Origin of the sequence: Nonomuraea sp. NPDC005692 (genome assembly GCF_040631115.1) — a bacterium.
Taxonomy (GTDB): Bacteria; Actinomycetota; Actinomycetes; order Streptosporangiales; family Streptosporangiaceae; genus Nonomuraea.
This window is the reverse complement of sequence record NZ_JBEXYU010000011.1, coordinates 139,946-164,372: the sequence shown is the minus strand read 5'-3', so window position 1 is coordinate 164,372 and position 24,427 is coordinate 139,946. Positions and strand designations below refer to the sequence as shown.

At 69.8% G+C, this 24,427-nt stretch carries 30 protein-coding genes, 2 tRNA genes and 1 other RNA gene; 15 read left to right on the top strand and 18 right to left on the bottom strand.

Annotated features, from left to right (window positions below; translation table 11 throughout):
• Positions 1-50: 50 nt before the first annotated feature.
• Both ABZ459_RS23905 and ABZ459_RS23900 read left to right on the top strand, forming a co-directional pair.
• The gene (locus ABZ459_RS23905; protein ID WP_357973929.1) at positions 51-338 is read left to right on the top strand and encodes an antibiotic biosynthesis monooxygenase; all 288 of its coding nucleotides are present in this window, start codon (positions 51-53) and stop codon (positions 336-338) included.
• Positions 335-1,177 (top strand): SDR family oxidoreductase, encoded by an 843-nt coding sequence (locus ABZ459_RS23900; protein WP_357973926.1) that lies wholly within the window; start codon positions 335-337, stop codon positions 1,175-1,177. The genes ABZ459_RS23905 and ABZ459_RS23900 overlap by 4 nt, the downstream gene beginning before the upstream one ends.
• A 7-nt stretch (positions 1,178-1,184) precedes the next feature.
• Here ABZ459_RS23900 and ABZ459_RS23895 read toward each other — a convergent pair whose 3' ends face one another.
• The 5 genes from ABZ459_RS23895 to upp all read right to left on the bottom strand — a co-directional run bounded on the left by ABZ459_RS23895 (position 1,185) and on the right by upp (position 5,259).
• A complete protein-coding gene (locus ABZ459_RS23895; RefSeq protein ID WP_352318450.1) occupies positions 1,185-1,859 on the bottom strand; it encodes a FadR/GntR family transcriptional regulator in 675 nt (224 codons plus the stop codon).
• A gap of 100 nt (positions 1,860-1,959) precedes the next feature.
• Positions 1,960-3,303, bottom strand: coding sequence for a helix-turn-helix transcriptional regulator (locus ABZ459_RS23890; protein WP_357973924.1), 1,344 nt, complete (start codon positions 3,301-3,303; stop codon positions 1,960-1,962).
• Between the two features lie 96 nt (positions 3,304-3,399).
• Positions 3,400-3,933 carry a PH domain-containing protein gene (locus tag ABZ459_RS23885; protein WP_357973922.1) on the bottom strand — a complete coding sequence of 178 codons (534 nt, stop codon included), beginning with the start codon at positions 3,931-3,933 and terminating at the stop codon, positions 3,400-3,402.
• 252 nt (positions 3,934-4,185) lie between these two features.
• Positions 4,186-4,410, bottom strand: coding sequence for a hypothetical protein (locus ABZ459_RS23880; protein ID WP_352318442.1), 225 nt, complete (start codon positions 4,408-4,410; stop codon positions 4,186-4,188).
• A 210-nt stretch (positions 4,411-4,620) separates the two neighbouring features.
• Positions 4,621-5,259: a uracil phosphoribosyltransferase gene (gene upp / locus ABZ459_RS23875; protein ID WP_357973920.1), complete on the bottom strand. Its 639-nt coding sequence runs from the start codon at positions 5,257-5,259 to the stop codon at positions 4,621-4,623.
• Between the two features lie 155 nt (positions 5,260-5,414).
• Between upp and ABZ459_RS23870 the strand changes: the two genes are divergently transcribed.
• From ABZ459_RS23870 to ABZ459_RS23855, 4 genes are all read left to right on the top strand, one after another.
• Positions 5,415-5,924: a tRNA adenosine deaminase-associated protein gene (locus tag ABZ459_RS23870; protein ID WP_357973918.1), complete on the top strand. Its 510-nt coding sequence runs from the start codon at positions 5,415-5,417 to the stop codon at positions 5,922-5,924.
• A gap of 18 nt (positions 5,925-5,942) precedes the next feature.
• A complete protein-coding gene (locus ABZ459_RS23865; RefSeq protein WP_357973916.1) occupies positions 5,943-6,419 on the top strand; it encodes a tRNA adenosine deaminase-associated protein in 477 nt (158 codons plus the stop codon).
• Positions 6,416-6,871 (top strand): tRNA adenosine(34) deaminase TadA, encoded by a 456-nt coding sequence (gene tadA / locus ABZ459_RS23860; protein WP_357973914.1) that lies wholly within the window; start codon positions 6,416-6,418, stop codon positions 6,869-6,871. The genes ABZ459_RS23865 and tadA overlap by 4 nt, the downstream gene beginning before the upstream one ends.
• Positions 6,872-6,881: 10 nt before the next feature.
• Positions 6,882-6,971: transfer RNA gene (locus ABZ459_RS23855), tRNA-Ser, on the top strand.
• Positions 6,972-7,011: 40 nt separating this feature from the next.
• Here the strand turns inward: ABZ459_RS23855 and ABZ459_RS23850 are convergent.
• The 4 genes from ABZ459_RS23850 to ABZ459_RS23835 form a co-directional block, all read right to left on the bottom strand.
• A complete protein-coding gene (locus ABZ459_RS23850) occupies positions 7,012-7,329 on the bottom strand; it encodes a hypothetical protein (protein ID WP_357973912.1) in 318 nt (105 codons plus the stop codon).
• Positions 7,330-7,438: 109 nt separating this feature from the next.
• Positions 7,439-7,735, bottom strand: a complete 297-nt coding sequence (locus ABZ459_RS23845; protein ID WP_352318431.1) for a type II toxin-antitoxin system VapB family antitoxin — start codon at positions 7,733-7,735, stop codon at positions 7,439-7,441.
• A gap of 45 nt (positions 7,736-7,780) precedes the next feature.
• Complete coding sequence (locus ABZ459_RS23840) at positions 7,781-8,638, bottom strand: neutral zinc metallopeptidase (protein WP_357973910.1); 858 nt, start codon at positions 8,636-8,638, stop codon at positions 7,781-7,783.
• A gap of 53 nt (positions 8,639-8,691) precedes the next feature.
• Entirely contained in the window at positions 8,692-9,651 is a 960-nt protein-coding gene (locus tag ABZ459_RS23835) for a neutral zinc metallopeptidase (RefSeq protein ID WP_357973908.1), read from the bottom strand.
• Positions 9,652-9,739: 88 nt separating this feature from the next.
• Here ABZ459_RS23835 and ABZ459_RS23830 point away from each other — a divergent pair, with 88 nt between their 5' ends.
• Positions 9,740-10,381 carry a LysE family translocator gene (locus ABZ459_RS23830; protein ID WP_357973905.1) on the top strand — a complete coding sequence of 214 codons (642 nt, stop codon included), beginning with the start codon at positions 9,740-9,742 and terminating at the stop codon, positions 10,379-10,381.
• Positions 10,382-10,388: 7 nt separating this feature from the next.
• Here ABZ459_RS23830 and ABZ459_RS23825 read toward each other — a convergent pair whose 3' ends face one another.
• Together ABZ459_RS23825 and ABZ459_RS23820 are read right to left on the bottom strand one after the other, a co-directional pair.
• Positions 10,389-10,865 (bottom strand): hypothetical protein, encoded by a 477-nt coding sequence (locus tag ABZ459_RS23825; RefSeq protein WP_357973902.1) that lies wholly within the window; start codon positions 10,863-10,865, stop codon positions 10,389-10,391.
• 64 nt (positions 10,866-10,929) lie between these two features.
• Positions 10,930-11,862, bottom strand: coding sequence for a hypothetical protein (locus tag ABZ459_RS23820; RefSeq protein ID WP_357973899.1), 933 nt, complete (start codon positions 11,860-11,862; stop codon positions 10,930-10,932).
• Between the two features lie 155 nt (positions 11,863-12,017).
• On the opposite strand from ABZ459_RS23820, the gene ABZ459_RS23815 reads away from it, so the two are divergent.
• Positions 12,018-12,317, top strand: a complete 300-nt coding sequence (locus tag ABZ459_RS23815; protein WP_357973896.1) for an SRPBCC family protein — start codon at positions 12,018-12,020, stop codon at positions 12,315-12,317.
• A gap of 10 nt (positions 12,318-12,327) precedes the next feature.
• Here ABZ459_RS23815 and ABZ459_RS23810 read toward each other — a convergent pair whose 3' ends face one another.
• The 5 genes from ABZ459_RS23810 to ABZ459_RS23790 form a co-directional block, all read right to left on the bottom strand.
• Positions 12,328-12,810 carry a hypothetical protein gene (locus tag ABZ459_RS23810; protein ID WP_357973893.1) on the bottom strand — a complete coding sequence of 161 codons (483 nt, stop codon included), beginning with the start codon at positions 12,808-12,810 and terminating at the stop codon, positions 12,328-12,330.
• 51 nt (positions 12,811-12,861) lie between these two features.
• Entirely contained in the window at positions 12,862-13,110 is a 249-nt protein-coding gene (locus tag ABZ459_RS23805) for a class I SAM-dependent methyltransferase (RefSeq protein WP_357973890.1), read from the bottom strand.
• Positions 13,111-13,164: 54 nt separating this feature from the next.
• On the bottom strand, positions 13,165-14,277 hold the full coding sequence (locus ABZ459_RS23800; protein ID WP_357973887.1) for a CU044_5270 family protein: 1,113 nt from the start codon (positions 14,275-14,277) through the stop codon (positions 13,165-13,167).
• On the bottom strand, positions 14,274-14,861 hold the full coding sequence (locus ABZ459_RS23795) for an RNA polymerase sigma factor (RefSeq protein ID WP_357973884.1): 588 nt from the start codon (positions 14,859-14,861) through the stop codon (positions 14,274-14,276). The genes ABZ459_RS23800 and ABZ459_RS23795 overlap by 4 nt, the downstream gene beginning before the upstream one ends.
• 222 nt (positions 14,862-15,083) lie before the next feature.
• Positions 15,084-15,171 (bottom strand) — tRNA-Ser (locus ABZ459_RS23790).
• Positions 15,172-15,278: 107 nt separating this feature from the next.
• On the opposite strand from ABZ459_RS23790, the gene ffs reads away from it, so the two are divergent.
• Positions 15,279-15,374, top strand: an RNA gene (gene ffs / locus ABZ459_RS23785) — signal recognition particle sRNA small type.
• Positions 15,375-15,405: 31 nt separating this feature from the next.
• Positions 15,406-17,766 (top strand): DNA polymerase III subunit gamma and tau, encoded by a 2,361-nt coding sequence (locus ABZ459_RS23780; RefSeq protein WP_357973881.1) that lies wholly within the window; start codon positions 15,406-15,408, stop codon positions 17,764-17,766.
• Between the two features lie 28 nt (positions 17,767-17,794).
• Here ABZ459_RS23780 and ABZ459_RS23775 read toward each other — a convergent pair whose 3' ends face one another.
• Entirely contained in the window at positions 17,795-19,051 is a 1,257-nt protein-coding gene (locus ABZ459_RS23775) for a GAF domain-containing protein (protein WP_357973878.1), read from the bottom strand.
• A gap of 494 nt (positions 19,052-19,545) precedes the next feature.
• On the opposite strand from ABZ459_RS23775, the gene ABZ459_RS23770 reads away from it, so the two are divergent.
• From ABZ459_RS23770 to ABZ459_RS23750, 5 genes are all read left to right on the top strand, one after another.
• Positions 19,546-19,896 carry a YbaB/EbfC family nucleoid-associated protein gene (locus ABZ459_RS23770; protein ID WP_357974238.1) on the top strand — a complete coding sequence of 117 codons (351 nt, stop codon included), beginning with the start codon at positions 19,546-19,548 and terminating at the stop codon, positions 19,894-19,896.
• A gap of 2 nt (positions 19,897-19,898) precedes the next feature.
• Positions 19,899-20,498 carry a recombination mediator RecR gene (recR, locus tag ABZ459_RS23765; RefSeq protein ID WP_352362189.1) on the top strand — a complete coding sequence of 200 codons (600 nt, stop codon included), beginning with the start codon at positions 19,899-19,901 and terminating at the stop codon, positions 20,496-20,498.
• Positions 20,491-21,021 (top strand): DUF5063 domain-containing protein, encoded by a 531-nt coding sequence (locus tag ABZ459_RS23760; RefSeq protein WP_352362187.1) that lies wholly within the window; start codon positions 20,491-20,493, stop codon positions 21,019-21,021. Before recR ends, ABZ459_RS23760 begins: the two co-directional genes overlap by 8 nt.
• An 87-nt stretch (positions 21,022-21,108) precedes the next feature.
• Positions 21,109-22,383, top strand: a complete 1,275-nt coding sequence (locus ABZ459_RS23755) for an aspartate kinase (protein WP_352318411.1) — start codon at positions 21,109-21,111, stop codon at positions 22,381-22,383.
• Positions 22,380-23,438: an aspartate-semialdehyde dehydrogenase gene (locus ABZ459_RS23750; protein WP_357973873.1), complete on the top strand. Its 1,059-nt coding sequence runs from the start codon at positions 22,380-22,382 to the stop codon at positions 23,436-23,438. Before ABZ459_RS23755 ends, ABZ459_RS23750 begins: the two co-directional genes overlap by 4 nt.
• A gap of 140 nt (positions 23,439-23,578) precedes the next feature.
• Here the strand turns inward: ABZ459_RS23750 and ABZ459_RS23745 are convergent, their stop codons facing one another.
• The gene (locus ABZ459_RS23745) at positions 23,579-24,328 is read right to left on the bottom strand and encodes a hypothetical protein (protein WP_357973870.1); all 750 of its coding nucleotides are present in this window, start codon (positions 24,326-24,328) and stop codon (positions 23,579-23,581) included.
• Between the last annotated feature and the right edge of the window lie 99 nt (positions 24,329-24,427).

The following is a 24,427-nucleotide window of genomic DNA, read 5'->3' as shown; positions in this document are numbered from 1 at the left end:
AATTAGTCACTGATTTTGACTGTCACTGATTCTTACTATATCGTCGTGCCATGACCACGACGGTGGAACTCACCAGATTCAGAGTGTCCCCGGAACGCGCCGACCAGTTGCTGGCGGCCCGTCCGGGCATGCTCGCCGACTTCACGGCCGACCGCGCCGGCTTCCTCGGCGCCCGGCTGGTCCGCCTGTCCGACGACGAATGGCTGGACGTCGTCGACTGGCGCTCGGGCGACGACTTCGCCGCCTCCCGTGCCAAGGGCGCGAACCTGCCCGGTATCCAGAAGTTCTTCGACCTGATCGACGAGTTGATCTCCGCAGAAGAAGGGACATTGCGATGACCATCCTGATCACCGGTGCCACCGGCACCGTCTCCGGGGCCGTGCTGAAGTCGCTGGGCGACCTGAGCGACGTGCGCGTCCTGGTGCGTGACGCGGCCAAGGCCCCCGAGGGCGTCGAGGTGGCCGTCGGCGACCTCGACCAGCCCGCCACGCTCGACGCCGCCTTCGAGGGGGTCGACACCCTGTGGCTGCTGACCGCCATGGGCCCCCAGGCGCCCCATGCGAGCATGAACGCCCTCTGGGCGGCCCGGAAGGCGGGGGTGCGTCACGTCGTGCGCCTGTCGGCCATCGGAGCCGCTCACGACGCCCCCACGCGCAACGGCCGCCTGCATGCCCTGTCGGACGTCGAGCTGGCCGCCTCGGGCCTCGACTGGACCGTCATCCGCCCGGCCTTCTTCATGCAGAACCTGTTCGGCTCGGTCGCCGGCGACACCCTCTACGGCGGCACGGGCGAGGGCCGGATCGGGCTGATCGACGTCCGCGACATCGGCGACTTCGCCGCCGCGGTGCTGCGCGACCCGGCCTCCCACAAGGGCCGCACCTACACGCTCACCGGCCCGGCCAGCATCTCGATGGGGGAGGCGGCCACCGCCCTGACCGACGTCTACGGCACGCCGATCGCCTACCAGCCCGTCGCCCCCGACGACGCCTACCGCTCGATGATCGACGCCGGCCTGCGCGAATGGGACGCGGCCGTCACCAGGGAGTACCTCACGGCGTACACCGCGAACTGGGGGGACTTCACGACGACGGCCTTCACCGACGTGACCGGGCGCCCGGGCCGCACCTTCGCCGAGTTCGCCAAGGACCATGCGGCCGAGCTGCGCCCCGCCGCCTGAGGGCCGGTCAGGAGTCGGTGAGGGCGATGAGGATGTGCTCCATGCAGGCGTGCCCGGCCCGCTCGGCCGCGGTGGCGTCGCCGGCCGCGATGGCGCGGGCGATGGCGTCGTGCGGGATGTAGCTCTTGTTGAACGACGTGCCCGCGGCCGTGATGCTGGCCCGCAGGGCCGCCGAGAAGTCCTCGTAGAGGTCGATGAGCACGAGGTTGTGGGTGGCGTGCGCGACCGCCATGTGGAAGGCGAGGTCGGCCTCGACGAAGAAGTCGGGGTCGTCCAGCTCCCAGGCGCGGTCGCGTTCGGCCAGCGCGGCCTCGATGCGGCGGATGTCCTCGTCGGTGCGGCGGGTCGCGGCCAGCCGGGCGGACTCGACCTCCAGCGCGCGCCGCACCTCAAGGATCTCCAGCTGCTCGGCCTGGCGCAGCCGGCGCAGCATCGCCCCGGACAGCTCGCTGGTCGCCCGGACGTAAGTGCCGTCCCCCTGACGGCACTCGAGCAGCCCGGCGTGCGTCAACGCGCGCACGGCCTCGCGAACGGTGTTGCGTCCCACTCCGAGCTGCTCGGCGAGCACGGTCTCGGTGGGGATCTTGCCGTTCATCTGCCACGACCCTGAGGTGATCTGCTCCTTGAGCTGATCGATCACCTGGTCGACGAGCGAAGCCCGCTGCGCCGTACGCAGACTCACAGTCCGCCTCCTCCGGGGAAACCAATCATCCTATGAGTCAATGACTGGTCGACCCTAATTATTCCAGACTCAAAAGTCCAAATCTGGAGCTCCCGGAGGTTCAGTGCGCGACCGTGGCCTCGACCGTCACCCCTGCCAACGCGGAGCGAACTCCGGCAGCTTCAAGGGCTTTACGATATGCGGCGGTCTGCTGTGCTCTTTCCCCGACCCTGCCATAGAGGTCACCCAGCTCGCGCCAGCAGCGGGCGGCCTGCCTGTCGGACCCGAACACCGGACGGTCGAGCGAGTCGAGCATCTCGTGCGCGGTGCGCAGCTGCGTCGTGGCACTGCCGTCGAGGTCGAGCGCGACCGTGGCGAGCACGAGGTTCGCCTCGGCCGGCGTGGTGCCCGAACCGTCGTGGGCCAGCCCCAGCGCCGCGGTGGCCAGCTCGGCGGCACCCGCCTGGTCGCCCGCCCGCAGCCGCACCCGAGCGTGCGCGACCAGGCTCTCGCCGTGCTCGCGGACGCTGCCGGGGGAGGACGCGAAGGCGCGCGACGCCGCGGCGGCCAGCCGCTCGGCCTCGTCGAGCGGCGCGGTGACCAGCCTGGACCAGTGCATGGCCGCCCGCGCGAGCTGCAGCGCGAGCCGGGACTGACGGCCCGCCATGATGGCGTCGTCGGCCAGGCGCACGGCCAGCGCGGAGTCCTCGCCGGCGGCGGCGGCGGAGCTCGCCTGCCACAGGGCGTGGATCTCCTCGGAACGGTCCATAACTTCAGGAACGCCGCTGTTGTCCAGCACCCGCTTGACGTACTCGAGCTCGGGGGAGTCGCCCTGACGCTCGCTGCGCGCCTCGACCAGAGCGGTGGCCAGGTCGACCGCGATCTCGCCCTGCGAGATGGACAGCCGCTCGGCCTGCTCCAGCGCGGACGCGGCCAGGTCACGGGCCCTCAGCCGGTCGCCGGCCCGTTGGTAGCAGCGGCTCAGCGCGATCGTGAGCGGCAGGTCGGCCAGGCGCTCGGGATGCGCGGCGGCCTCCCTGCGCAGCCGTTCGAACGCCTCGACGGCCTGACCGAGACGCCCCTGGACCTCCAGCGCACGGGCCCGGCCGAAGCGGGCGTGCGCGGTGAGCATGGCGTTCTCCTCGTCGGCCGCCTTCACGATCTCCGTGAAGCGGTCGGCCGCCACCGCGGGGTCGCCGTGCTGCAGCTCAAGCTCGGCATGGCGAAGACCCAGCTCGGTGTCGATGCGCTGTCGCGGCTCGATGCCGTGCAGGAGGAACTCGGTGGTGCATCCCAGCCGCTCGGCGAGGAGGCGGGCCACGACAGGAGTCGGCGTACGCTTGCCCGACTCGATGAGCGAGACATAACTGTCAGACAGGTCGGGTCCGGCCAACTGGGCCTGGGACATCCGCCTGTTCAGCCGCAGTCCACGGACGCGGTCACCGATGGTTCCCTGACTCGGCATCTCATCTCTCAAGGCGGGGAAGGGTCAACAACACGCAATGATTGCATGAAGTAGCCGAATCTGGTATCCCCGCGTGAAGAATTTGCCACGCGGAGATTAATCGTCGCTCTCGTCCTTGCTGGGGAAAAGCATCTGGCAGACCTCCAGGTAGAGGGTCTCCGGATACGGAATGTACTCGACCGTTGACAGAGCCTGGTCCTGACCAGCGGACTCGAGGATGAACTCGCCGTAACCGAGCATGCGGCCCAGGAGAGATCGCTGGAAGCTCATGTCGGTGACCTTGCCGAGCGGCATCATCGCGACCTTGCGCGTGATCAACCCCGTGGTGAGCAACATCCGCTTGGACGTCACCACAAAGTAATCGACCGACCACTCCGCGACTTTCCACACGAAACGCACGAGCAGCAGCAGCCACAGCCACCACACCACGACGAGCGCCGTGCCGCCGGACTCCCCTCCACCGAAGAACTTGCTGAGGAGCCCGGCGATGATCAGGCCGCCGAAGACCTCGGCGACCGGACGCAGCAGCACGGCGGGATGACGCCGCACCATGATGACCTGTTGTTCATTGGGGAGGAGGTAGCGGTTGACCGACGACGGAGCAGAGTCCCCGTGGGTCACCAGTCTCATGCGAGGTTGTTCACAAATTGGGCCAGAGAGTCGGCCGCGTTGAACACTGTGTCGAACGCCCCCTTCACCGCGTCTGCGGCATCAGCTGGTCGTGCGAACAGGTAGTACGCCACAAATGCGATCCCACTGTATGTGAGGACTTTTTTGACCTGCACTGTCGCCTCCGTGCCACTAACCCACTCCACCCGCCGTATACATTACCCACCCGGTAGCCGGGGTAAAGGTAACTTGGCGGGTTAGTTTTGATCTTGCTTAGCCACGTTCGCTGGCGACCAGCGCCAGGACGTGAAGGTGCTTCCGGGCGATGCGCTCCACAAGGCTCGGATGCGCATAGCCGGTTACCTCCAGCGCGCCGTAGTGCGCTGCTTCCACACAGCGCGTTACGGTGGTGGAGGAATGCACGCCGGCGAACTCGTCGCGCAGCGCGGCCTCGACCTCCGCGTACGGGGTCGGGTCGGCCTCGGTGTGCTCGCTCATGCGCCCTCCTGTGCCGGTCGCATGAGACGGGGCACTGCTGTTGCCGGTCGCTCGCTCGTTCACGAGGACTCCTCGGCACCGGGCATGTCGCTCATCGTGCTTCCCCCACGCGCATGCGGAAGTTCCCTTCCTGTCTCTTCGTACCCACCCAACCACAGTATGTAACGAAGTGACGACCCAGCGTAAGGAGAAGGGGAGCCGATGGAAGGGTCAGACCACGCCGTAGAGGCGGTCGCCGGCGTCGCCGAGGCCCGGGACGATGTAGCCGCTCTCGTTGAGCCGCTCGTCGAGGGCGGCGGTGACCACGCGGATGGGCTTGCCCGAGTTGGCGAACACCTTGTCCATGTACGCCAGACCCTCGGGGGCGGCCAGCAGGCAGATGGCCGTGACGTCGACCGCGCCCCGGTCGAACAGGAACTGCACGGCCGCGGCGAGCGTGCCGCCGGTGGCGAGCATCGGGTCGACGACGAAGCACTGACGCCCGGACAGGTCGTCGGGCAGGCGGGTGGCGTACGTCTCGGCCTGGAGGGTGGACTCGTTGCGGATCATGCCGAGGAAGCCGACCTCGGCGGTGGGCAGCAGCCGGGTCATGCCGTCGAGCATGCCGAGCCCGGCGCGCAGAATGGGCACGACCAGCGGCTGGGGCTTGGCCAGGCGCACCCCGTGGGCGGGGGAGACCGGGGTCTGGACGGTCACGTCGGTGACCCGGACGTCGCGCGTCGCCTCGTACGCCAGCAGCGTCACCAGCTCGTCCGCGAGCCTGCGGAAGGTCGGCGAGTCGGTGCGGACATCGCGCAGCGTGGTGAGCTTGTGGGCCACGAGCGGATGGTCGACGACGAGGGTTTCCATAGAGGCCAACGGTATCCGGTGGACGGAGTGGTGGCATCCCGGGCCTTTGGTTTTGATCACAATTTGGTCGGAGAAGCACACGCCGCGTGGCCTGTTCTGGAACGATTGGGGTCTGGTGCGAACCTGTCGTGTCAGAGGCTCGGGTGGGGATGGCGATGACAGACGAAGATGCGCTCGACTTCGCCATAGTGATTTACCGCGAGGACGAGCGGTGGCACGCTGAGCTGCTGCCCGTCACGCTCACGTCCGACCTCCAGGGCCTGATCCAGGCCCTCAGGCAGCAGCCGAGCGAGAGCGGCACCATCGGCCTGATCGCCGTCGGCGACGAGTTCTTCGTGGCGCTGCGCGTGCTCGGCGACCGCGTCGACGTCTTCCTGTCCGACATCGCCGCCTCCTGGGACTTCCCGCTCGCCCGCCAGGTGCTGCACTACCTCGACGTGCCGGTCCCCGACGAGGAGGAGCTCGACGAGATCCTCCAGGACGAGGAGACCGTGCTGCCGGCGGGAGATCTGTCGATCTTCGCCGATCTCGGATTGGACGAGATGGAGCTGGGCATCCTCTCCGGCGACATCGATCTCCTCCCCGAAGATGTGCTGTCCAGCATCGCCGCGCGGCTCGGCTTCTCCGAGCCGTTCGAGCGTGCCATCGAATCGGTCTTCGGCTGACCCCCCTGGAGTGCGGGCATGGCGTCCAACACCTTCTCTGCGGCTTTTGTCAGGACTTCTGATGGCTGGACCGGCGCAGAGGTCGATCTGCGGGACGCGGAGATCGTCGACGACTTCGGTGACGCCGTCATCGAGACCCTGGGCCTGACGGGCGACGAGCTGGCCCTGCTCTGCGTCGAGGTCGAGGACGAATGGTTCGCGATCGCCCGCTACCGCGGCGAGGACGAGCCCCGGGTGTTCCTGTCGGACGTGCACGCGATCACCTCCAACAGCATGGGCGAGTTGTTCGCCGAGTTCGCCGGCGCGGCCCCCGACAAGGAGGGCAACGGGCTCGGCGTGCGTCCCGCCGGTGACTTCGAGCTGCTCAGCGACCTCGGCGTGAGCTCGGAGGAGCTGCTGGAGCTGAGCATGGAGGAGGGCCTGCTGCCCGCCGACATCCTCTCGGTGATCGCCGAACGGCTGTCGTTCGCCGACGAGCTCGACCGGTTGCGTTGACCCACGAGGAAGCGATGCGCCTGGCCCTGGCCGAGGCCGTCGCGGCCGGCGGCAGGGGCGAGATCCCCGTCGGCGCCGTCGTGCTCGGCCCGCTCGGCGAGGTGCTGGCCGCGGCGGGCAACGACCGCGAGTCCGCCGCCGATCCCACCGCGCACGCCGAGGTGCTCGCGCTCAGGCGGGCCGCCGCGCTGCGCGGGCAGTGGCGGCTGAGCGGCTGCACGCTGGTGGTCACGCTGGAGCCGTGCACGATGTGCGCCGGCGCGTCCGTGCTCGCCCGGGTCGACCGGATCGTGTACGGCGCCGTCGACGCGAAGGCCGGCGCCGTGGGCTCGCTCTGGGACGTCGTACGCGACCGGAGGCTCAACCATCGGCCCGAGGTCGTCATGGGCGTCTTGGCCGGAGAATGCTCTGCCGTCCTGAAGGAGTTCTTCGCTACTCGGAGAATCCGGTAAGCTCGTCCGCGGTGGTGTCGCCTAGTGGCCGAGGGCGCACGCCTCGAAAGCGTGTGATGGGGCAACTCATCCGTGGGTTCAAATCCCACCACCACCGCCATCGGGCCTCCGACGACCTCGGAGGCCCTTTTCTTTTGCCCTCAGGGCTGCTGGGTGGGCCCGTCGGCCGGCGGATTCAGGTTGAGCTGGATGTCCGGCGGGCTGTCCTCGACGACCTGCGTCTGGACCGTCTCCCCGACGCGGGCCTCCGGGCGGCCGTCGTCGGTCAGGACGAAGAACAGCGCGCCGCAGGCGCTCAAAAGCAGCAGCGGCAGCCCGATGGCCAGCAGCACGATCAGGTTGCGATTGTCGAGCGGCTCGGGCTCCTCGACGTACTCGTGCGCCGGCGGCTGCGAGTAGTAGGGCGGCGGACCGTATCCGGGTGGTGGCCACGACCCGTGTGGCGGTGGATACGACACGGCATTCTCCGAACGATGTTGAAAGACGCGGACGTGACACACGGCACGTCGATCAGGTTGACACATGAAAAAGGGAGCCGCGAATGGCGGCTCCCTTTTTCGGCGCGTTTCAGTTGGGCAGATCCAGGACCCTGGCGTGCAGGATCGACCGTTGGTGCAGGGCCGCGCGCAGGGCCCGGTGGAGGCCGTCCTCCAGATAGAGCTCGCCCTGCCACTGCACCACGTGCGGGAACAGGTCGCCGTAGAAAGTGGAGTCGGCGGCGAGCAACGAGTGCAGGTCCAGCATGGCCTTCGTGGTGATCAACGAGTCGAGCCGGACCTGCCTGGGAGGGATCTGCGCCCACTCTCGGTTCGTCAGACCGTGTTCGGGATAAGGGCGTCCGTCGCCGACGAGCTTGAAGATCACCCACCTCATTTTAGGAGAGAATTCGAGCTGCTGCGTTGTCGGGGGCTATCGGCCCAGCTCAGACTGTTCACAGTCGCCCGGCCGGCCGTTTTGGTAGCCGCGCTGGAAGGCGTTGACGCGTTGCTCGGACGAGCCGTGGGTAAACGATTCGGGATCGATTCTGCCGCTCGTGCGTTGCTGGATTCTGTCGTCGCCCACGGCGGCCGCGGCGTCCAGGGCCTCGGCGATTTCCGTCTGGGTGAACGGCTTTTCGTAGAAGCCGGTGCGGACGGCGTTGTGCGCCCAGACGCCCGCGTAACAGTCGGCCTGGAGCTCGACGGGGACCGAGCTGCCGGTGTCCGACTGGAGGGCGCCGCGCAGGTCCTGGACGTGATGGCCGTATTCGTGGGCGATCACGTACGCCTGGGCGAAGGGGCCGCCCTTGGCGCCGAACTGGCTGTGGAGCTGGTCGAAGAAGCTCAGGTCGAGGTAGACGCGCTGGTCGCTCGGGCAGTAGAACGGCCCGACGGCGGAGCTGGCCGCGCCGCAGCCGGTACGGAGGCTGCCGGAGTACAGGACCGTCTTCGACGGCCGGTAGTCGGAGATCTCCTGCTTCCAGTAGTCCTGGATGCTGTTGACCACGCCCACGACGCGGCACTTCTCCGACTGGTCGGCGTCCTTGCCCGTCTTGCACTCCTCGGCGAGTTTGGCCGGGGGTTGCTTCTGCGCCGGCTCGCCGCCGCCGTCCCCGCCGCCCAGGTTGTTGAGCACGAAGACCAGCACTAAGGCGATCAGGCCGACGATGCCGCCGCCCCCGAGGACCATGCCGCCGGGGAAGCCGCCGCCCGAGAACCCGCCGCCACCGCGACCGCCGACGTCCTCGACCTGCGACGAGTCGAGGTTGACGTCGTCCTTGAAATCCATATCTGACGTCCCTTCTGGGTGCTGCCCGCTAGAGGACTTCCCCAGGAGGGCGCCTAGATGCCATTCGAGAAGGTGTCACATCTGTCCGGGAGGCCGCTGTCGTACCCGACGCTGAACCACTTCTCGCGTTGCTGCGAGGTGCCGTGGGTGAACGCGTCGGGCGTGACGCGGCCCTGCGAGCGGCGCTGGATGCTGTCGTCGCCGACCGCCGCGGCGGCGTCGAGGGCCTGGTTGATGTCGGCCTGCGTGAACGGCTCGCGGTAGAAGCCCGTCTTGACCGCGTTGTGCGCCCAGACGCCGGCGTAGCAGTCGGCCTGCAGCTCCAGGCGCACGGACGCGCTGCCGGCGCCCGGCCTGCTGTTGTTGCCGACCTTGTCCATGGTGCCGAGCAGGTTCTGGACGTGGTGGCCGTACTCGTGGGCGACCACGTACGCCTGGGCGAACGGGCCGCCCTCGGCGCCGAAGTCGCGCTGGAGCGTGTCGAAGAAGGCCAGGTCCAGGTAGACCTTGCGGTCGGGCGGGCAGTAGAACGGGCCCACGGCCGAGTCGGCGGGGCCGCAGCCGGTGTTCACGGCCCGCGAGAACAGCACGGTCTTGGCCGGCGTGTACTGCTTGTCGCGTTCCTTGAACTCCTGCCGCCAGTAGGACTGGATGCTGTTCACCGTGCCGACGATCCGGCAGTCCTCCGCCTGGTCGGCGTCGGCGCCCGTACGGCAGCGTTCGGCCAGGTTGCCGCTGGGGGAGAGCTGGCCGGGGGCGCTCGGGTAGCGTCCGCCGCCCTGCTCGCCGCCCTCGTCGCCGCTGAACGGCGTGGGGGCGAGCTTGAACAGGAACAGCCCGGCCACCGCCAGGACCAGCAGCAGGCAGCCGCCGCCACGGCCGCCGATGGGCAACATGCAGCCGCCGCCCGGCATCCCGCCCCAGCCGCCACCGCCCCGGCCGGGCTGGGAGCCGGAGGCCCGGACGTCCTCGACCTGTGAGGGGTCGAGGGGCGCGTCATCGTCGAACTGCATGCCCTGTGTCATCCCCCGTAGTCGGGTGATTACGCAAGGCAATGTATGGGACTGGGATTTTCTGCGACTTGTCAGCTAATCTGCCGCCATGACGGGTGGCTTGGTGGGGATCGCGCTGGTGTCCCTGGGCATGGTTCTGACGCCCGGACCGAACATGATCTATCTGGTCTCCCGCTCGATCAGCCAGGGGCGTCGTGCCGGGCTGATCTCGCTCGTCGGCGTCGCGCTGGGGTTCATGGCGTACCTGACGGCGACGTGCCTCGGGCTGACGGCCGTGTTCGCGTACGTGCCGGTGGCCTACACGGCGCTGAAGCTGGCCGGGGCCGCGTACCTGCTCTGGATGGCCTGGAACGCGGTCAGGCCGGGCGGCGCCTCGGTCTTCCAGCCGCGCGAGCTGGCGGTCGAGAGGCCGCGGAAACTGTTCGCCATGGGGCTGTTCACCTGCCTGCTGAACCCGAAGATCGCGATCCTGTACCTGTCGCTGCTGCCGCAGTTCATCGACCCCGCCATGGGGCACGTGCTGCTGCAGAGCCTCGCGCTCGGCTCGGTGCAGATCGCGATCGGCACGCTGGTCAACGCACTGATCGCGATCTCGGCCGGCGGCCTCGCCGCCTTCCTCGCCCGCCGTCCGGTGTGGCTGCGGGTGCAGCGGTACGCGATGGGCACCGTGCTCGGCATCTTCGCCGTACGGATGGTCGCCGACCGCTCCAAGGCGCTCGTACCGGCCTGAACGGGCGCTACTGGCTCACCTGGGCCCTGAAACGCTCGTGGGCCGCCTGCTTGGAGATCCCCATGGCCTCCCCGATCTCCGCCCAGGAGGCGCCGTTGTCCCGCGCCCCGGCGACGGCCTGGTCGAGCAGCGTCCGCTGCCAGCTCTCCACCTGGGACAGCAGGGTGAGCGCGGCCAGCGGCCGGTCGGCCGCGAGCTTGACGACCTGCTCGCACAGCAGGTTCGACCTGGTCACCAGCCAGCCGGGCGGGGCGGCGGCGAGCAGCGGCGGCGTGTGCCTGCTCCACCACCGGTACTCCGCCTCCTTGGCCCCCTCCGGCGTCGCCGGATACCGCCGCCGATCGGTCCATCCGCACGAACAGGCGGCCTGGTATCCGACGAACGTCCTGGTGAAGGCGCTGGAGGACGAGGCCAGCTCGCCGTCGGGCAGAACGGGCGCGACGAACCCCTCGTGCCCGGGAAGATCGGCAGTGCTCAAAGTCATAACCGTCAAGATATCCTGACGATTCCAGCTCTCGCCACCCCTTCCGTCCGCGCTCCTGTCCGCGTCAGCCCGGCCAGGTCTGCTCCGAGCACAGGACCCGGGCGGCCTCGTGGGGTTCGGCGTCCCTGACGTGGGGGTGCCCGTCCATCGAGCCGAGCATCGTCACGATGCCCGACGCGAGGATCCGGCCGTTGTGGACGTCCCGGACGTGCATGATCCGGCCCGTCAGAAGGTTGCCGTCCGGCGGGCGGCCATCGGCGGTCTGCCGCTCCCAGCGCCACATCCGGTAGGTGTCGCCCGGGTCTCTGCCCAGCAGGTGAGGCTCGTCGTGGGGAAAGGTGGGCGCGTGATCGGGGTTCAGCGCACGGGAGACCGGGCCCTCCTGAGTCAGGCGGAACATGCGGGCGACCGGATCGGTGTCGAAGAACGTTTGTGGCGTGGCCGTCCACCGCACGCTCTCCTGCGAGGGCCGGAACCTGTCCGGCCGCATCGCCGCCCACTGCCCGGCCGTCGTGACGGGAACGGGCACCCGGCGGTGCTCCAGCGGGGACGCGGCCCCGTCCAGTTGCGTGGGCCTCATGTGCACGAGCGGGTCGAAGACATCACGGATCGGCCAGAACCGGAACAGCCATCGCAGGATCTCCACGGCGTGGACGTGCACGGTCAGGCCGTAGTCGAACAAGGGCGGGCCGATCAGGAAATCAGCGCCGGTGCCGTCCATGACGCCCACCTGAACGACTCCGGTCACGGCCGTGAAACCGCCGGCCCGCTCGATCGCCCGCCAGTCGGGGCCCGGCTCCGGTGGCTCGTCGTCCCAGGCCTCCAGATGGACGGTGACGTTCGCGTGGTAGCTCTCCGACTCCTCGTCGGTGAACTCCGGGCACTCGGTGCCGCCGTAGAGGCAGAGCTGTCCGTACTGCACGTAGAGCTCTTCGTCGAGGTGGCGGAGCATGCGGGCCACGGGCGCGTCCTTCGGGTCGGGGAGGAGCGTGATCACTCCATATCCTCCACGCGGCGGCCGGCCGTCAGGATCCGTCGTCGGGATTCAGTGTCTCGGCCACCTGGCGGTGTCTCAGCCACGTTCTGGCAGGAGCTGCGCGCCCTCGGCCTGGTCAGCCCCGACGCGCCCCTTCCTGGCGGCGCCTGAGCCCCGTGCCCGCCACCACAGGAGAACGACCATGGCATCGACCTCGGTCAGCCGCGTGCTGCCCGCCTCCACGCAGCGAGACCGAGCGCCACTACACCTACTCCATCATCGAAGCGCCCTTCCCGGTCACCGGCTACCTCTCCAGCCTGCGCGTGCACTCGATCCCCGGCCGCGAGGACGCCTGCGAGGTGCAGTGGTCCGGCTCTTTCACCCCGGCGGGGGTGAGTGACAGTGAGGCGGTCGCCCTGTTCACCACCATCTTCCGGGACGGCCTCGACGCCCTGCACGACTCGCTGACCGCCTGACACGACCGGTTCAGCGCCCCGGTCGCCTGGCGACCAGCACCTCGGTCGTCAGCCGCTGCTCCCACCGGCCCGCGGGATTGTCGGCGAGCAGCGCCCGTCGCAGCGCTTCGACGAAGGCGGGCAGCCGGTCGCCGAGCCTGGCGGGCGAGCTGTAGGAGTAGGAGAGCTGGAGCCCGATCAGACCGTCCACGTCCCACGTCAGCCGTCGGCTGAACACCCGGGACTCCAGGCTGCCGAAGGGTGAGCCGGCGAGCACGCCGCTGTGGTGCTCGCCGGTGGCGTGGAACGAACGGGCGGCGGCGTGGATGTCGAGGCCGAACTCCTCGCACACCCGCCTCTCGATCGGCTGCCACGGTTGCGCGTCCGGCTGCCACGGCTCACCCTGCTGCCTCGCGGGGCCGACCAGCGCCACCGCGCCGCCGGGCGGCAGCAGCCCGTCCAGCTCCACCAGTACGGACCGGCGGTCCATCCAGTGGAAGGACCGCCCCATCACCACGTGATCGAACGGCGGCAACGCCCGCAGATCGGTCGAGTCACCACGCAGTCAGACGATGTTCGCGACGCCTCCGGCCAGCCGCCTGCCCTCCGCGAGCATCTCCCGCGCCGGATCCACGGCGAGCACGGCCCTCGTCCGCCGGGCCAGGGGGATCGCGATCGTCCCCGGCCCGCAGCCGAGATCCAGCACCCGGCTGTCCGCGCCGAACGTCTTCGCCAGGTGCTCTGTCGCCGCCTGCCCGTGGCCAGGGCGGTACCTGGCGTAGTAGGGCGCGGCGCTGCCGAACAGCTCCTCCATGAACCGGACCATAGAAGACCTGCCGGTCGAGGCGTCCGAGGGCCCGTGAGCGCGTCAGCAGAACATCGGCGCTCCGGCGTTCTTCGGAACCTCCGGCATGGAGTCGACGACCTTCACCGTCATCACCGCCATGCTGTCGCTCGGGATCTCCTTGACCTGTCCGCCCTCCGGCCGGCCGATCCAGCTCCGGTACCCGAGGAACCGGTACGTGGCCGGCTCGAAGATGAGCTCCCCACGCTCCCAGCCGCCGGGGCTCTCCGACTTGAGCGAGGCACCCACCCCGTGTCGTCCGGCGGTGTCGGTGAGGTCGGGGACGACGGTCACGGTCGGCAGCTTCGACAGCGCGCCGAAGACCGTGGCCCTGGTCCGGGAGGGGATGAGCGGGGTCTCCGCCAGCTTGAGCAACTGGCTCGCGATGACCTTCTCGACCCGCATGTCGATCTCGTCCTGGCCCAGGTCCGTCTCTCCTCGTCTGAGCTGGTCGGACCGGACGAACGCCGCCGCGCCCTGGCGGATCTTCGCCAGCATCCCGTCGGGATCGGCGGGAAGATCGGCGGCCTGCGGAGGCAGGCCCAGGGAGCCCTTGGGACACTGTCCCGCGCGCTCGTACTCCACTGTTCCCGGCGACTGCACGTGCTCCGGCTTCCGTCCGCTGATGACGCGTGTCGGCCCGTACGTCGAGCGCGTCAGGGCGGCCGTGCCGGGATCCCCGGCGGGCATCCATATCTCTCGGCGCAGTTCCTGGGTGTACTCGCCTTCGGAGCCACTGGCGAACTGCACGACCTTCTGATCGACGTAGAAGTACTGCCCCGGCCCGGGCCGTACGTCCTCCTGCGCCGCGGCCGAGGCCGCATGCCTGAGCAGCTCGGCGGCGCCGGCCGGAGTGGCCCCGAACGGAGCCGCGTCGTCACCGCCACGCACCATGACCAGTGCCGCGGTCACCGCCGCCGCCAGACCCACGGCCACGCCGGCCCTCAGCGCCAGTCGGCCGCTCAGGAAGCCGCGAGCCGGCCGCTGACGTGTCCCCGTCGGCTGACGTCGACCACCGCCGGCGCGCTCCGCGTCGATCTCTTCGGCCACCAGCACCCATGCACGGGCGGTCACCTCGGGCGCGGGTCCGGGCAGGCTGTCGTGGTGGGCCTTGATCACTTCGAGTTCGTCCGTCACGGTGCCTCCACGGCGGGACCGATGATCTTGCGGAGCTTCTTGCGGGCGCGGTTGAGACGTGAGCCCACCGTTCCCTGAGGTATGCCGAGAGCTTCGGCCACCTCGTCGTAGCCGAGCTGGGCGCAGGCGACCAGCAGCAGGACGTCCCTGTCCCCGGCCGAGAGCCGGGCGAGCCCTGCGGCCAGCAGCGGCTGCATGACCGCCGCGGAGACCCGTTGCGCCACGCGTTCGTCGTGACTGGCGACCTCCGCGGTGGCGTCGGCGCTTCTGGCCAGCGCCCGGTATCTGCGCGCCTCGCTGCGATGGTGCTCGGCGACCAGGTTGGAGACGATGCCGTACAGCCAGGGGCGGGCGCTGGGGCAGGTCAGGTCGAAGCGGTCCCGGTCGCGGAAGGCGCGCAGAAAGGTCTCCGCGGCGAGATCGTCCGCGGCCGACTCGCCCAGGCGCAGGTGGACATAGCGGTGGATGGATGCGAAGTAGCGATCGAAGACGGCGCCGAAACGATCCGGATCACGCCGCGACGCCGCAATCACCTGGGCGTCGGTGTCCTGGCTGGTCGGCGCCGGGTTCGGGGGAGGTGGCATGCATGCTGGCCTTTCAGGCGGTTGCATCGGAACACCCGTTGTTCGGCGATCCCCCGATTCGTCTTCACGGCCCCTCACGGTTCATCGCGTCGCGCGTCCTGGTGATTGCCGATGACCCGAAGATGGCCGCATGCCCGCGATCTCCCGGCCCCTCGTCAGGGGACGGCTGAGGCTGGAAAAGCAGAAGGGCCATGCCGTTGACCTGGCATGGCCCTTCTGGACTGGCGGAGGATAGGGGATTTGAACCCCTGATAGGTTGCCCTATACACGCTTTCCAAGCGTGCGCCCTCGGCCACTAGGCGAATCCTCCGCCGACGAGCTTACCGGACTTCCAGCACTGTGGTGACCGCGATTTTTCCAGGACATGCTCAACCCCGAACGGTGGAGCGAGCACTGCTGAGGCCGGTTAGACTGTCCAGGGACCCCTCGCGCGGCGTCATCCTGTGAACCTCCCCAGGGCCGGAAGGCAGCAAGGATAAGCGGGCTCTGGCGGGTGTGCGGGGGGTCTCTTCGTTGAGAGCCCCCTCGCAGGCGGGATGGTCGCATGAGCCTTGCGCTTTACCGCAAGTACCGACCCGGGACCTTCGCCGAGGTCAAGGGTCAGGAACACGTCACAGATCCGCTGCGACAGGCGTTGCGTACGGGCCGCATCAACCACGCGTACCTGTTCAGCGGCCCCCGCGGATGTGGCAAGACCTCCAGCGCGCGCATTCTCGCCCGCTCTCTCAACTGCGAGCAGGGCCCGACGCCCGACCCCTGCGGCACCTGCGAGTCGTGTGTGGCGCTCGCCCCGACCGGCCCCGGCCACCTCGACGTCATCGAGATCGACGCGGCCTCCCACGGTGGTGTCGACGACGCGCGTGACCTGCGCGAACGTGCCTTCTTCGCGCCCGTGTCGGCGCGCTACAAGATCTACATCATCGACGAGGCGCACATGGTGACCCGCGAGGGTTTCAACGCGCTGCTCAAGCTCGTCGAGGAGCCTCCGCCGCACCTGAAGTTCATCTTCGCGACGACCGAGCCGGAAAAGGTCATCGGCACCATCAAGTCGCGTACGCACCACTATCCGTTCAGGCTGATGCCGCCGGCGACGCTCAAGGCGCTGCTGGAGGAGATCCTCACCTCCGAGAGCGTGCCCTTCGAGCCGCCCGCCCTGCCGCTGGTCGTCCGCGCGGGCGCCGGCTCGGCCCGTGACTCGCTCTCCATCCTCGACCAGCTCCTCGCCGGGGCCGAGGAGGACGGCATCACCTACGCCAAGGCCGTCTCCCTGCTCGGCTACACCGACGGCGACCTGCTCGACGAGGTCGTCAACGCGTTCGCCGCGCGAGACGGCGGCCAGGTGTTCCAGGCGGTCAACCGGGTGATCGAGGGCGGCCACGACCCGCGCCGCTTCGCCTCCGACCTGCTGGAGCGCTTCCGCGACCTGGTGATCCTGGCCAACGTGCCCGAGGCGGCGTCCAGCGGGCTGCTCGACCGTCCCGCCGACGAGCTGGAGCGGCTGGTGGGGCAGGCGTCCTCGATGGGGCCCGCCGAGCTCACCCGCGCGGCCGAGATCTTCAACGCGGGGCTCACCGAGATGCGCGGCGCCACCTCGCCGCGGCTGCTGCTCGAACTGATGTGCGCGCGCGTCCTGCTGCCGGGCGCCTCGCAGGGCGAGGCGTCCCTGCTCGCCCGGCTCGAACGCCTGGAGCGCGGCGGCACGGTCGCCCAGATGGCCTCCAGGGCGGGCGCGGTGACGATCCCGCGTCCGGCCGCCCCGGGCGGCGGCCACGACGTGCACGTTCCCGCCGCGCCCCCGGCTGTCTCCGTCGGTACGGCGGTGCCGGTCGGCGGCGACGCGGCGGTTCCGCAGCCTGCGACGGCCGGTGGGAGCAACGGCTCCGCCAGTGGTCAGGGGCCGGCGGGCGGAGGGGCCGACGACTGGCCCGAGCCCGTACGTCCCGGTTCGGCGGCGGCTCCGGTCTCCGACGCGCCCGCACCGGCGCCCGTCGCCCAGGCTTCCGCCGCTCAGGCTCCCGCGGCGGCAGGCCCGGTCGCGGGCGGGGCGGGCGGCATGCAGCAGCAGTGGCCCGCCGTGCTGGCCGCGCTCAAGCAGCGCAGCATCGTGGTCTGGGCCAACGTCAGTACGAACGCCCAGGTCGTGGGCGTCGAAGGCAACCTGGTCACGCTCGGGTTCAGCCAGGTCGGCGCGATGAAGAACTTCACGGGCGGCGGCAAGGACGCCGTCGTGGCGACCGCGCTCGGTGACGTGCTCGGCGGCACCTGGCGGGTCGAGGCGGTGGTCGGCGGCTCTCCGGCGCCCCAGGCCACCCGCGGCCCCGCACGCCAGCAGCCGCCGTCGGGCGGCCCCGGCAACCCCGCCCCGCAGGCGGCCCCGGCCGCGGCCCAGGCGACGACCAGCCCGCAGGGCGGGACGGGCGTCCAGGCGACCTCCCAGGGGCGGTCCGGCTCGCACGGCGGCTCCCAGGACGACCAGGGCTCCCAGGACCCCGGCCAACCTCCGGCCGCCGCGTCAGCGCACCCGGCCACCGAGGCCGCGCGCCCGACCACCGACGAGTCGTGGCCCGACGCGCCCGACGACCTCAGCCCCGGTTCTCCGCCGAGCCCCGACCCCACCCAGACGGTGACCGCCCGGCAGCCCGCCGCCGCGCCGGTCGGAGCGGGGCTGGCCGCCGCGCGGTCGGCCGCCAAGGCGGCCGCTCAGGCGGGTCCGCGTACCCCGGCGTCGCGCGCGGGTGGCACGGCGGCGTGGCCGAGCGCGATCCCGGGCCGTGACAAGGCCGCCGACGCCGACGAGGTCGACCCGCTGAACGACGCCGACGCCGACGTCGACGCGGTCTCCGGCATGGCCCTGCTGCAACGCGAACTCGGCGCCCAGGTCATCGGCGAGATCGACCACACCTGACCGAAGGCTCCCTCCGGCCCGAGCGGGGTCAGGGGAAGAGGCGGGCGCGGGCGGCGGCCGAGCGGGGGTCCGTCGGCGGAAGGGCCGACAGGCGTTCCAGGATCTGGTAGTCGTCGCGGCCGTTGGGGGTCTGGGCGTAGGTCCACAGGTCGTCGGGCGAGCCGTGGCGCAGGAGGCACGCGCGTACCTGGGCTTCGAGCTCCTCGCGTTCGCGCCGGATGTCCGGCGACTCCGAGCGCGGCAGGAGCGGCCCGGGGTAGGCGCGGGCCAGCGCGGCGGTGTCGCCCGAGGCGAGGAGCCGCCGGATGCCGAGGAAGTCCGCCTCGACCGGGCAGACCAGCCGGTACGGCTTCGCCGCCAGCACCTCCCCGAGCTGACCGCGCAGCCGATGGATCTCGGCCCGGATGGTCACCGGGTTGCCGTCGTCGCCGTACAGGTGGAACGAGAGCTGGTCGGCCGACAGACCCTGGGGGTGCAGGGCGAGGAGGGCGAGGATCTCGGCGTGGCGCAGTGAGAGCGGACGCGGGCGCTCGCCCAGGTCGGCCGTAGGGGTGCCCTCCCCGAGGCAGGTCAGGCGCAGGGTGGGCGGCGTCGCGGACGGGGTGTCGCGCAGCAGGTAGCCGTCGCAGAAGGGCTCGAGGAAGGCGACGCTCCCGTCCCGCAGGATCATGCGCTGGCCGGACAGGGGGAGCCGGGCGCCGAGCCGGCCCATGGGATCGCCCGAGATGACCCGGCCCGTGGGCGACAGCAGGATGCCGCCCCGGTTGCGCAGCGACTCGTAGCGGCGGCGCAGGCGTTCGTCGCGCTCGTGCATCTGTACGGCGAGCTGCGACTCGGCGAGCTTGGCCGTCGCGCCGACCAGGGCGACCGTCGCCGGGTGCAGGGACCGCGCGATGCCGCTGACGTCGACGCAGCCGATGACGTTGCCCGTCTCCGGATCGCTGATCGGCGCCGCGCTGCACGACCAGACGTGCAGCACCCGCATCAGGTGTTCCTCGGAGTAGACGTGGACCGGCCGGCCGGTGGCGAGCGCGGTGCCGATGCCGTTGGTGCCGGCCATGTACTCGCCCCAGTGATGGCCGTCTGCCAGGCCCACCTGGTCCGCATCGCGCAGGATGCCGCCTTTGCCCTCACGCCAGAGCACTCGCCCGTCACGGTCTGTGACGATCATGACGTGGTCGGCCTCGTCGGCCAGGCCGGAGAGCGTCTGGGCGAGCAGGGGCAGCAGCGGCCGCAGCGGATGAGCCTCGCGGATGTCGACGACGTCGGAGGACTCGCAGACCAAAGGGGCGCTCCGGCCATCCGGGTCGATCCCCGCCGCGAGCGATCGCCGCCACGAGGCCGTGATCAGGGTGCGGGGCGAATCGGACGAGGTCTGCCCCGTAGCCGCCGCTTCGTGTGCTCCGCGTAGAAGGCGGGAGTACGCATCGAGATGGCCGTAACTCATCGGTCACTCCAAGTAGTCAACAACGAGCATCCGTCCTGGCGGCGATATGTGCAAGCTGTTCAGGGGGATTGCGTAGGGTGATTGAATGAACGCAACGTGTGTGCAACGTTGGGCGCACTACCGTTCCGAAACACGCGTCGGCGTGGTGCGGCCGCTCCGTCCGACGTGATGGCCGGGTCTCGGACACTGGAGGGGGGCCGAGATCCGGCCATGACAAAGGTCCATGACGAATGCCTGGAGGGAAACATGGGGAGCCCTCCCAGTACATGACGCCGCCCAAACACCGTAGGCTCGTGGCAGTCAAGAACCGGAGCCACGAGGAGCGCACGACGGTGAACCCAGGGGATGTCAACCTGCAGCAGCTGCTGGAGCAGGCTCAGCTCATGCAGCAGCAGCTTGTGAGCGCCCAGCAGGAGCTCAACGACGCGCAGATCGAGGGCTCGTCGGGCGGCGGCATGGTCACGGCCGTCGTCAACGGCTCAGGTGAGCTGCTCGAACTCAAGATCGACCCGAGCGTGATCGACGCGACCGACCCGCAGGACACCGCCGACACGATCGCCGACCTGGTGATCGCGGCCGTCCGCGACGCGGTGCGTGCCGCCGCCGACCTGCAGCAGGAGAAGCTCGGCCCGCTCGCCCAAGGTCTGGGCGGCGGCGGACTCGGACAGCTGCCAGGGTTCTAGGCATGTACGAAGGGGTCGTCCAGAACCTGATCGACGAGCTCGGCATGCTGCCCGGCGTCGGTCCCAAGAGCGCGCAGCGCATCGCGTTCCACCTGCTGGCGGCCGATCCGGCCGACGTCAGGCGGCTGGCGCACGCGCTGCTCGAAGTCAAGGACAAGGTGCGCTTCTGCCGGGTGTGCGGCAACGTGGCCGCCGAGGAGGAGTGCCGCATCTGCCGTGACCCGCGGCGCGACACGCACGTCATCTGCGTGGTCGAGGAGTCGAAGGACGTCGTGGCGATCGAGAAGACGCGCGAGTACCGCGGCACGTACCACGTGCTCGGCGGCGCGATCAGCCCGATCGACGGCATCGGCCCCGACGACCTGCGCATCCGCGAGCTCATGACGCGCCTGGCCGACGGGCGCGTCACCGAGCTCATCCTCGCCACCGACCCCAACCTCGAAGGCGAGGCGACCGCTACCTACCTCGCCCGTCTGGTCAAGCCGATGGGCATCAAAGTGACACGACTCGCCAGCGGCCTGCCGGTGGGCGGTGACCTCGAGTACGCCGACGAGGTGACCCTGGGCCGTGCTTTCGAAGGACGGAGGCTCCTGGATGTCTGATATGTGGGATGTGCTCGCCGAAGAGATCGCCGCGCACGCACAGAACTACGTCGACGGCCTGACCAGGGTCGCCGGCGGTGAGGGCGGCGACGCGATCTGGTCGCTGCTCCTGGTGGAGGTCGCGCAGGTGAGCCTGGCCGGCGCCAAGCTCGGCGCCAACCGCGACGTGATCCTGTCGGGCAACTACGAGCCGCCGATGAGCGAGGACCCCGACATCGACGGCGTGCGCACGGCGCTGGCCGAGCGGCTGGAGGCGGTCGACGACTACGCCGAGGTGTTCGACCCGTACAAGGACACGTCGGTCACGCCGTACCGGCTGTCGGACGACCTGACCGCGGTGGCCGCCGACCTCATCCACGGGCTGCGTCACTTCCACGCGGGCCGTCCGCACGAGGCGTTGTGGTGGTGGCAGTACTCCTACTTCAACACCTGGGGCAACCACGCGGGCGCGGCGATGCGCGCGTTGCAGGCCCTCGCCGCGCACTCGCGGCTCGACGTGGCGGAGGAAGCCACCACAGTGTGATGATCATCCACATAGTGGTATGAACCATCAGGCCCATAAGAGGCCCCCAGTAGACTGGCAGTTCACAGTCCAGACCGGGAGACTCTCGTGGCGCTCGTTGTGCAAAAGTACGGTGGTTCGTCCGTCGCCGACGCGTCCTGCATCAAGCGGGTCGCGCAGCGGATCGTCGCGACGAAAAAAACCGGCAACGACGTGGTCGTGATCGTCTCTGCGATGGGTGACACGACGGATGAGCTGCTCGACCTGGCCGAGCAGGTGTCGCCGCTGCCTCCGGGCCGCGAGCTCGACATGTTGCTGACCTCCGGAGAGCGCATCTCGATGGCTCTGCTGGCCATGGCGATCGCCAACCTCGGCCACGAGGCGCGCTCGTTCACCGGCTCGCAGGCCGGCGTGATCACCGACTCCACCCACGGCAAGGCGCGCATCATCGACGTGACGCCGGGCCGCATCCGTGAGGCGCTCGACCAGGGTCACATCGCGATCGTGGCCGGGTTCCAGGGCGTCTCGCAGGACACCAAGGACATCACCACGCTGGGCCGCGGTGGCTCCGACACCACCGCGGTCGCGCTCGCGGCGGCCCTGGAGGCCGACGTCTGCGAGATCTACACCGACGTCGACGGCATCTTCACGGCCGACCCCCGCATCGTGCCCGTCGCCCGCAAGATCCCCAAGATCTCGTACGACGAGATGATGGAGATGGCGGCCTGCGGCGCGAAGATCCTGCATCTGCGCTGCGTCGAGTACGCTCGGCGGTTCGACCTGCCGATCCACGTACGCAGCTCGTTCAGCACCACGGAAGGCACGTGGGTCGTCTCCGACCCTTACACCGAAGGAACCGAGATGGAGCAGCCGATCATCTCCGGCGTCGCGCACGACCGGAGCGAGGCCAAGATCACTGTTGTCGGGGTCCCCGACAAGGTCGGCGAGGCTGCCTCGATCTTCAAAACGCTGGCCGACGCCGAGATCAACATCGACATGATCGTCCAGAACGTCTCGGCCGCGGCCACGGGCCGCACGGACATCTCCTTCACGCTGCCCACGGCCGACAGCCAGGTGGCGCTGACCGCGCTGAAGAAGATCCAGGGCCGCATCGGCTACGAGTCGCTGCTCTTCGACGACCAGATCGGGAAGGTGTCGCTGATCGGCGCGGGCATGCGCTCGCACCCCGGCGTCACGGCGACGTTCTTCGCGGCCCTCGCCGACGCGGGGGTCAACATCGAGATGATCTCCACCTCGGAGATCCGCATCTCGGTGATCGTCGAGCAGGACGGTGTCGACGCGGCCGTGGCGGCCGCCCACCGTGCCTTCGATCTCGACGCCGACCAGGTCGAAGCAGTGGTGTACGGAGGTAGCGGACGATGAGCAGGCCCAATCTCGCCCTGATCGGCGCCACCGGCGCCGTGGGCACCGTCATGCGGGACATCGTGTCCACCCGGGAGGACATCTGGGGCGAGATCCGTCTCGTCGCCTCCCCGCGCTCGGCGGGCAAGGTGCTGAGCGTGCGCGGCGAGGACGTCGTGGTCCAGGCGCTCGCGCCCGAGGTCTTCGACGGCATCGACATCGCCATCTTCGACGTGCCCGACGAGGTGTCGGCCGTGTGGGTGCCGATCGCGGCCGAGCGCGGCGCGATCGCGATCGACAAGTCCGGCACGTTCCGCATGGAGCCCGACGTTCCGCTGGTGGTGCCCGAGGTCAACCCGCTCGACGCGCGCGAGCGGCCCAGGAACATCATCTCGACCCCCAACTGCACCACGCTGTCGATGATGGCGGCCATGGGCGCGCTGCACGCCGAGTACGTGCTCAAGGAGCTCGTCGTCGCCTCCTACCAGGCGGTGTCGGGCGCGGGCGTGGCGGGCTCGGCCCGGCTCTACGACGAGGTCGAGGCCCTGGCCGGCGACCGTTCGCTCGGCCAGACGGCCGGCGACGTGCGCAAGGCGCTGGCCGGCAAGCTGCCCGACGAGTCGCCGTTCCCGGCGCCGATCGCGTTCAACGTGGTGCCGTGGGCGGGCTCGTACAAGGACGGCGGCTGGGCGTCCGAGGAGCTCAAGCTGCGCAACGAGTCGCGCAAGATCCTCGGCATCCCCGACCTGAAGGTCTCGGCGACCTGCGTCCGCGTGCCGGTGATCACCACTCACTCGCTGGCCGTGCACGCCCGCTTCGAGCGTGAGATCACGGTCGAGGACGCCCACCGCGTGCTCTCGGCGGCGCCGACGGTGGTGCTGATGGACGACCCGGCCAACGGCGTCTACCCGACGCCGCTCGAGGTGGTCGGCAACGACCCGACCTACGTGGGCCGCGTCCGCCAGGCGATCGACTTCCCGAACACGCTCGACCTGTTCGTCTGCGGCGACAACCTGCGCAAGGGTGCCGCGCTCAACGCGGCTGAGATCGCCGAGCTGGTGGCCTCCGAGCTGTAGCCCGGCCGACTCCGTGGGGACGCCGTGCCATGGTGCGGCGTCCTTCGCGTTTTCCCGGACGGTTCTGTCGTCCCGGAAGAGTCGCGTTCCCCGGCGATTCGCGCTTCCCGGGGAGTCGTGTCCTCCCGCGGGCGGGCCTGTCACCGGAAGAGGATGTCCCAGTGGCTGCTCTCGTTGGCGAAGACGGTTCCGGTGGCGGAGCGGTAGAGCGCGGCACCGTCGCCGCGGACGCCCGTCTTGCGGTGGTGCCTGGTGATGTAGCGGTCGATGCACGCGTTGTGCGTGATGTCGAGCTTGTAGCCGTTTCCGTGGCTGTACTGGCCGGGCGCGTGGCCCGCCTCGGTGCCGCCGGTCACCATGACCGGGCAGCCGCTGTCATGCTTGAGGTCGATGATCCGGGCGATCGTGCCGGCCCTTACGGAGTCGAGCGAGGTGCAGTGGTGCATGTGGCGGCTCGTACAGTGGCCCGACGACTTCGTGCGCAGGCCCGAGCTCTTCAGCCAGCGGGCGGCCAGGGCGTGGGTCATGTGCATGGCGGCCTGCCTGGGCAGCACACGGGCCAGATCAAGCTGAGATCGCTGCTGCGACCTCTGCGGCCGGCTCCGGGGCGTCATCGCCTCCTCGACGCTCGCGGGCCTCGTGACGGCTTCTGAGCGCTCGGCGCGGTCCTGCATGTCCGACTGCTCGGCGAACGCCTCCTCGGCCTCGGCCCAGGCGTCCTCCGTCTCCTCGGAATCCTCCTTCGACAGCTGCGACTTGGCGGCCGCGGGGTCCGCCTGGTGGTGCTCGACCTGGTATGTCTCCGCCAGGGCCGCCTCGACGGCGGCCTGCCGGATGTTCGTCCACGGTCCGTCGATCCCCTCCGGGAACCACAGGGACAGGTCGAGCATCCCCCCGGTCTCGTCAGGACGGTTGAACGGTGTTGGCGCCTGAACCCGCTCTCCACCTGATGGGTGGGAGGCGGCGGAAGCGGCCGACGCCAGCGCGAT

Coding starts and splice junctions, on each gene's coding strand:
- recR (WP_352362189.1), top strand. CDS start 19,899: ATGTACGAAGGGGTCGTCCAGAACCTGATCGACGAGCTCGGCATGCTG.
- ABZ459_RS23840 (WP_357973910.1), bottom strand. CDS start 8,638: ATGGATTTCAAGGACGACGTCAACCTCGACTCGTCGCAGGTCGAGGAC.
- ABZ459_RS23835 (WP_357973908.1), bottom strand. CDS start 9,651: ATGCAGTTCGACGATGACGCGCCCCTCGACCCCTCACAGGTCGAGGAC.
- upp (WP_357973920.1), bottom strand. CDS start 5,259: ATGGAAACCCTCGTCGTCGACCATCCGCTCGTGGCCCACAAGCTCACC.
- ABZ459_RS23745 (WP_357973870.1), bottom strand. CDS start 24,328: ATGCTCGACCTGTCCCTGTGGTTCCCGGAGGGGATCGACGGACCGTGG.
- ABZ459_RS23830 (WP_357973905.1), top strand. CDS start 9,740: ATGACGGGTGGCTTGGTGGGGATCGCGCTGGTGTCCCTGGGCATGGTT.
- ABZ459_RS23880 (WP_352318442.1), bottom strand. CDS start 4,410: ATGAGCGAGCACACCGAGGCCGACCCGACCCCGTACGCGGAGGTCGAG.
- ABZ459_RS23870 (WP_357973918.1), top strand. CDS start 5,415: ATGACAGACGAAGATGCGCTCGACTTCGCCATAGTGATTTACCGCGAG.
- ABZ459_RS23750 (WP_357973873.1), top strand. CDS start 22,380: ATGAGCAGGCCCAATCTCGCCCTGATCGGCGCCACCGGCGCCGTGGGC.
- ABZ459_RS23825 (WP_357973902.1), bottom strand. CDS start 10,865: ATGACTTTGAGCACTGCCGATCTTCCCGGGCACGAGGGGTTCGTCGCG.
- ABZ459_RS23900 (WP_357973926.1), top strand. CDS start 335: ATGACCATCCTGATCACCGGTGCCACCGGCACCGTCTCCGGGGCCGTG.
- ABZ459_RS23760 (WP_352362187.1), top strand. CDS start 20,491: ATGTCTGATATGTGGGATGTGCTCGCCGAAGAGATCGCCGCGCACGCA.
- ABZ459_RS23905 (WP_357973929.1), top strand. CDS start 51: ATGACCACGACGGTGGAACTCACCAGATTCAGAGTGTCCCCGGAACGC.
- ABZ459_RS23865 (WP_357973916.1), top strand. CDS start 5,943: ATGGCGTCCAACACCTTCTCTGCGGCTTTTGTCAGGACTTCTGATGGC.
- ABZ459_RS23805 (WP_357973890.1), bottom strand. CDS start 13,110: ATGGAGGAGCTGTTCGGCAGCGCCGCGCCCTACTACGCCAGGTACCGC.
- ABZ459_RS23890 (WP_357973924.1), bottom strand. CDS start 3,303: ATGCCGAGTCAGGGAACCATCGGTGACCGCGTCCGTGGACTGCGGCTG.
- ABZ459_RS23780 (WP_357973881.1), top strand. CDS start 15,406: ATGAGCCTTGCGCTTTACCGCAAGTACCGACCCGGGACCTTCGCCGAG.
- ABZ459_RS23795 (WP_357973884.1), bottom strand. CDS start 14,861: ATGCCACCTCCCCCGAACCCGGCGCCGACCAGCCAGGACACCGACGCC.
- ABZ459_RS23885 (WP_357973922.1), bottom strand. CDS start 3,933: ATGAGACTGGTGACCCACGGGGACTCTGCTCCGTCGTCGGTCAACCGC.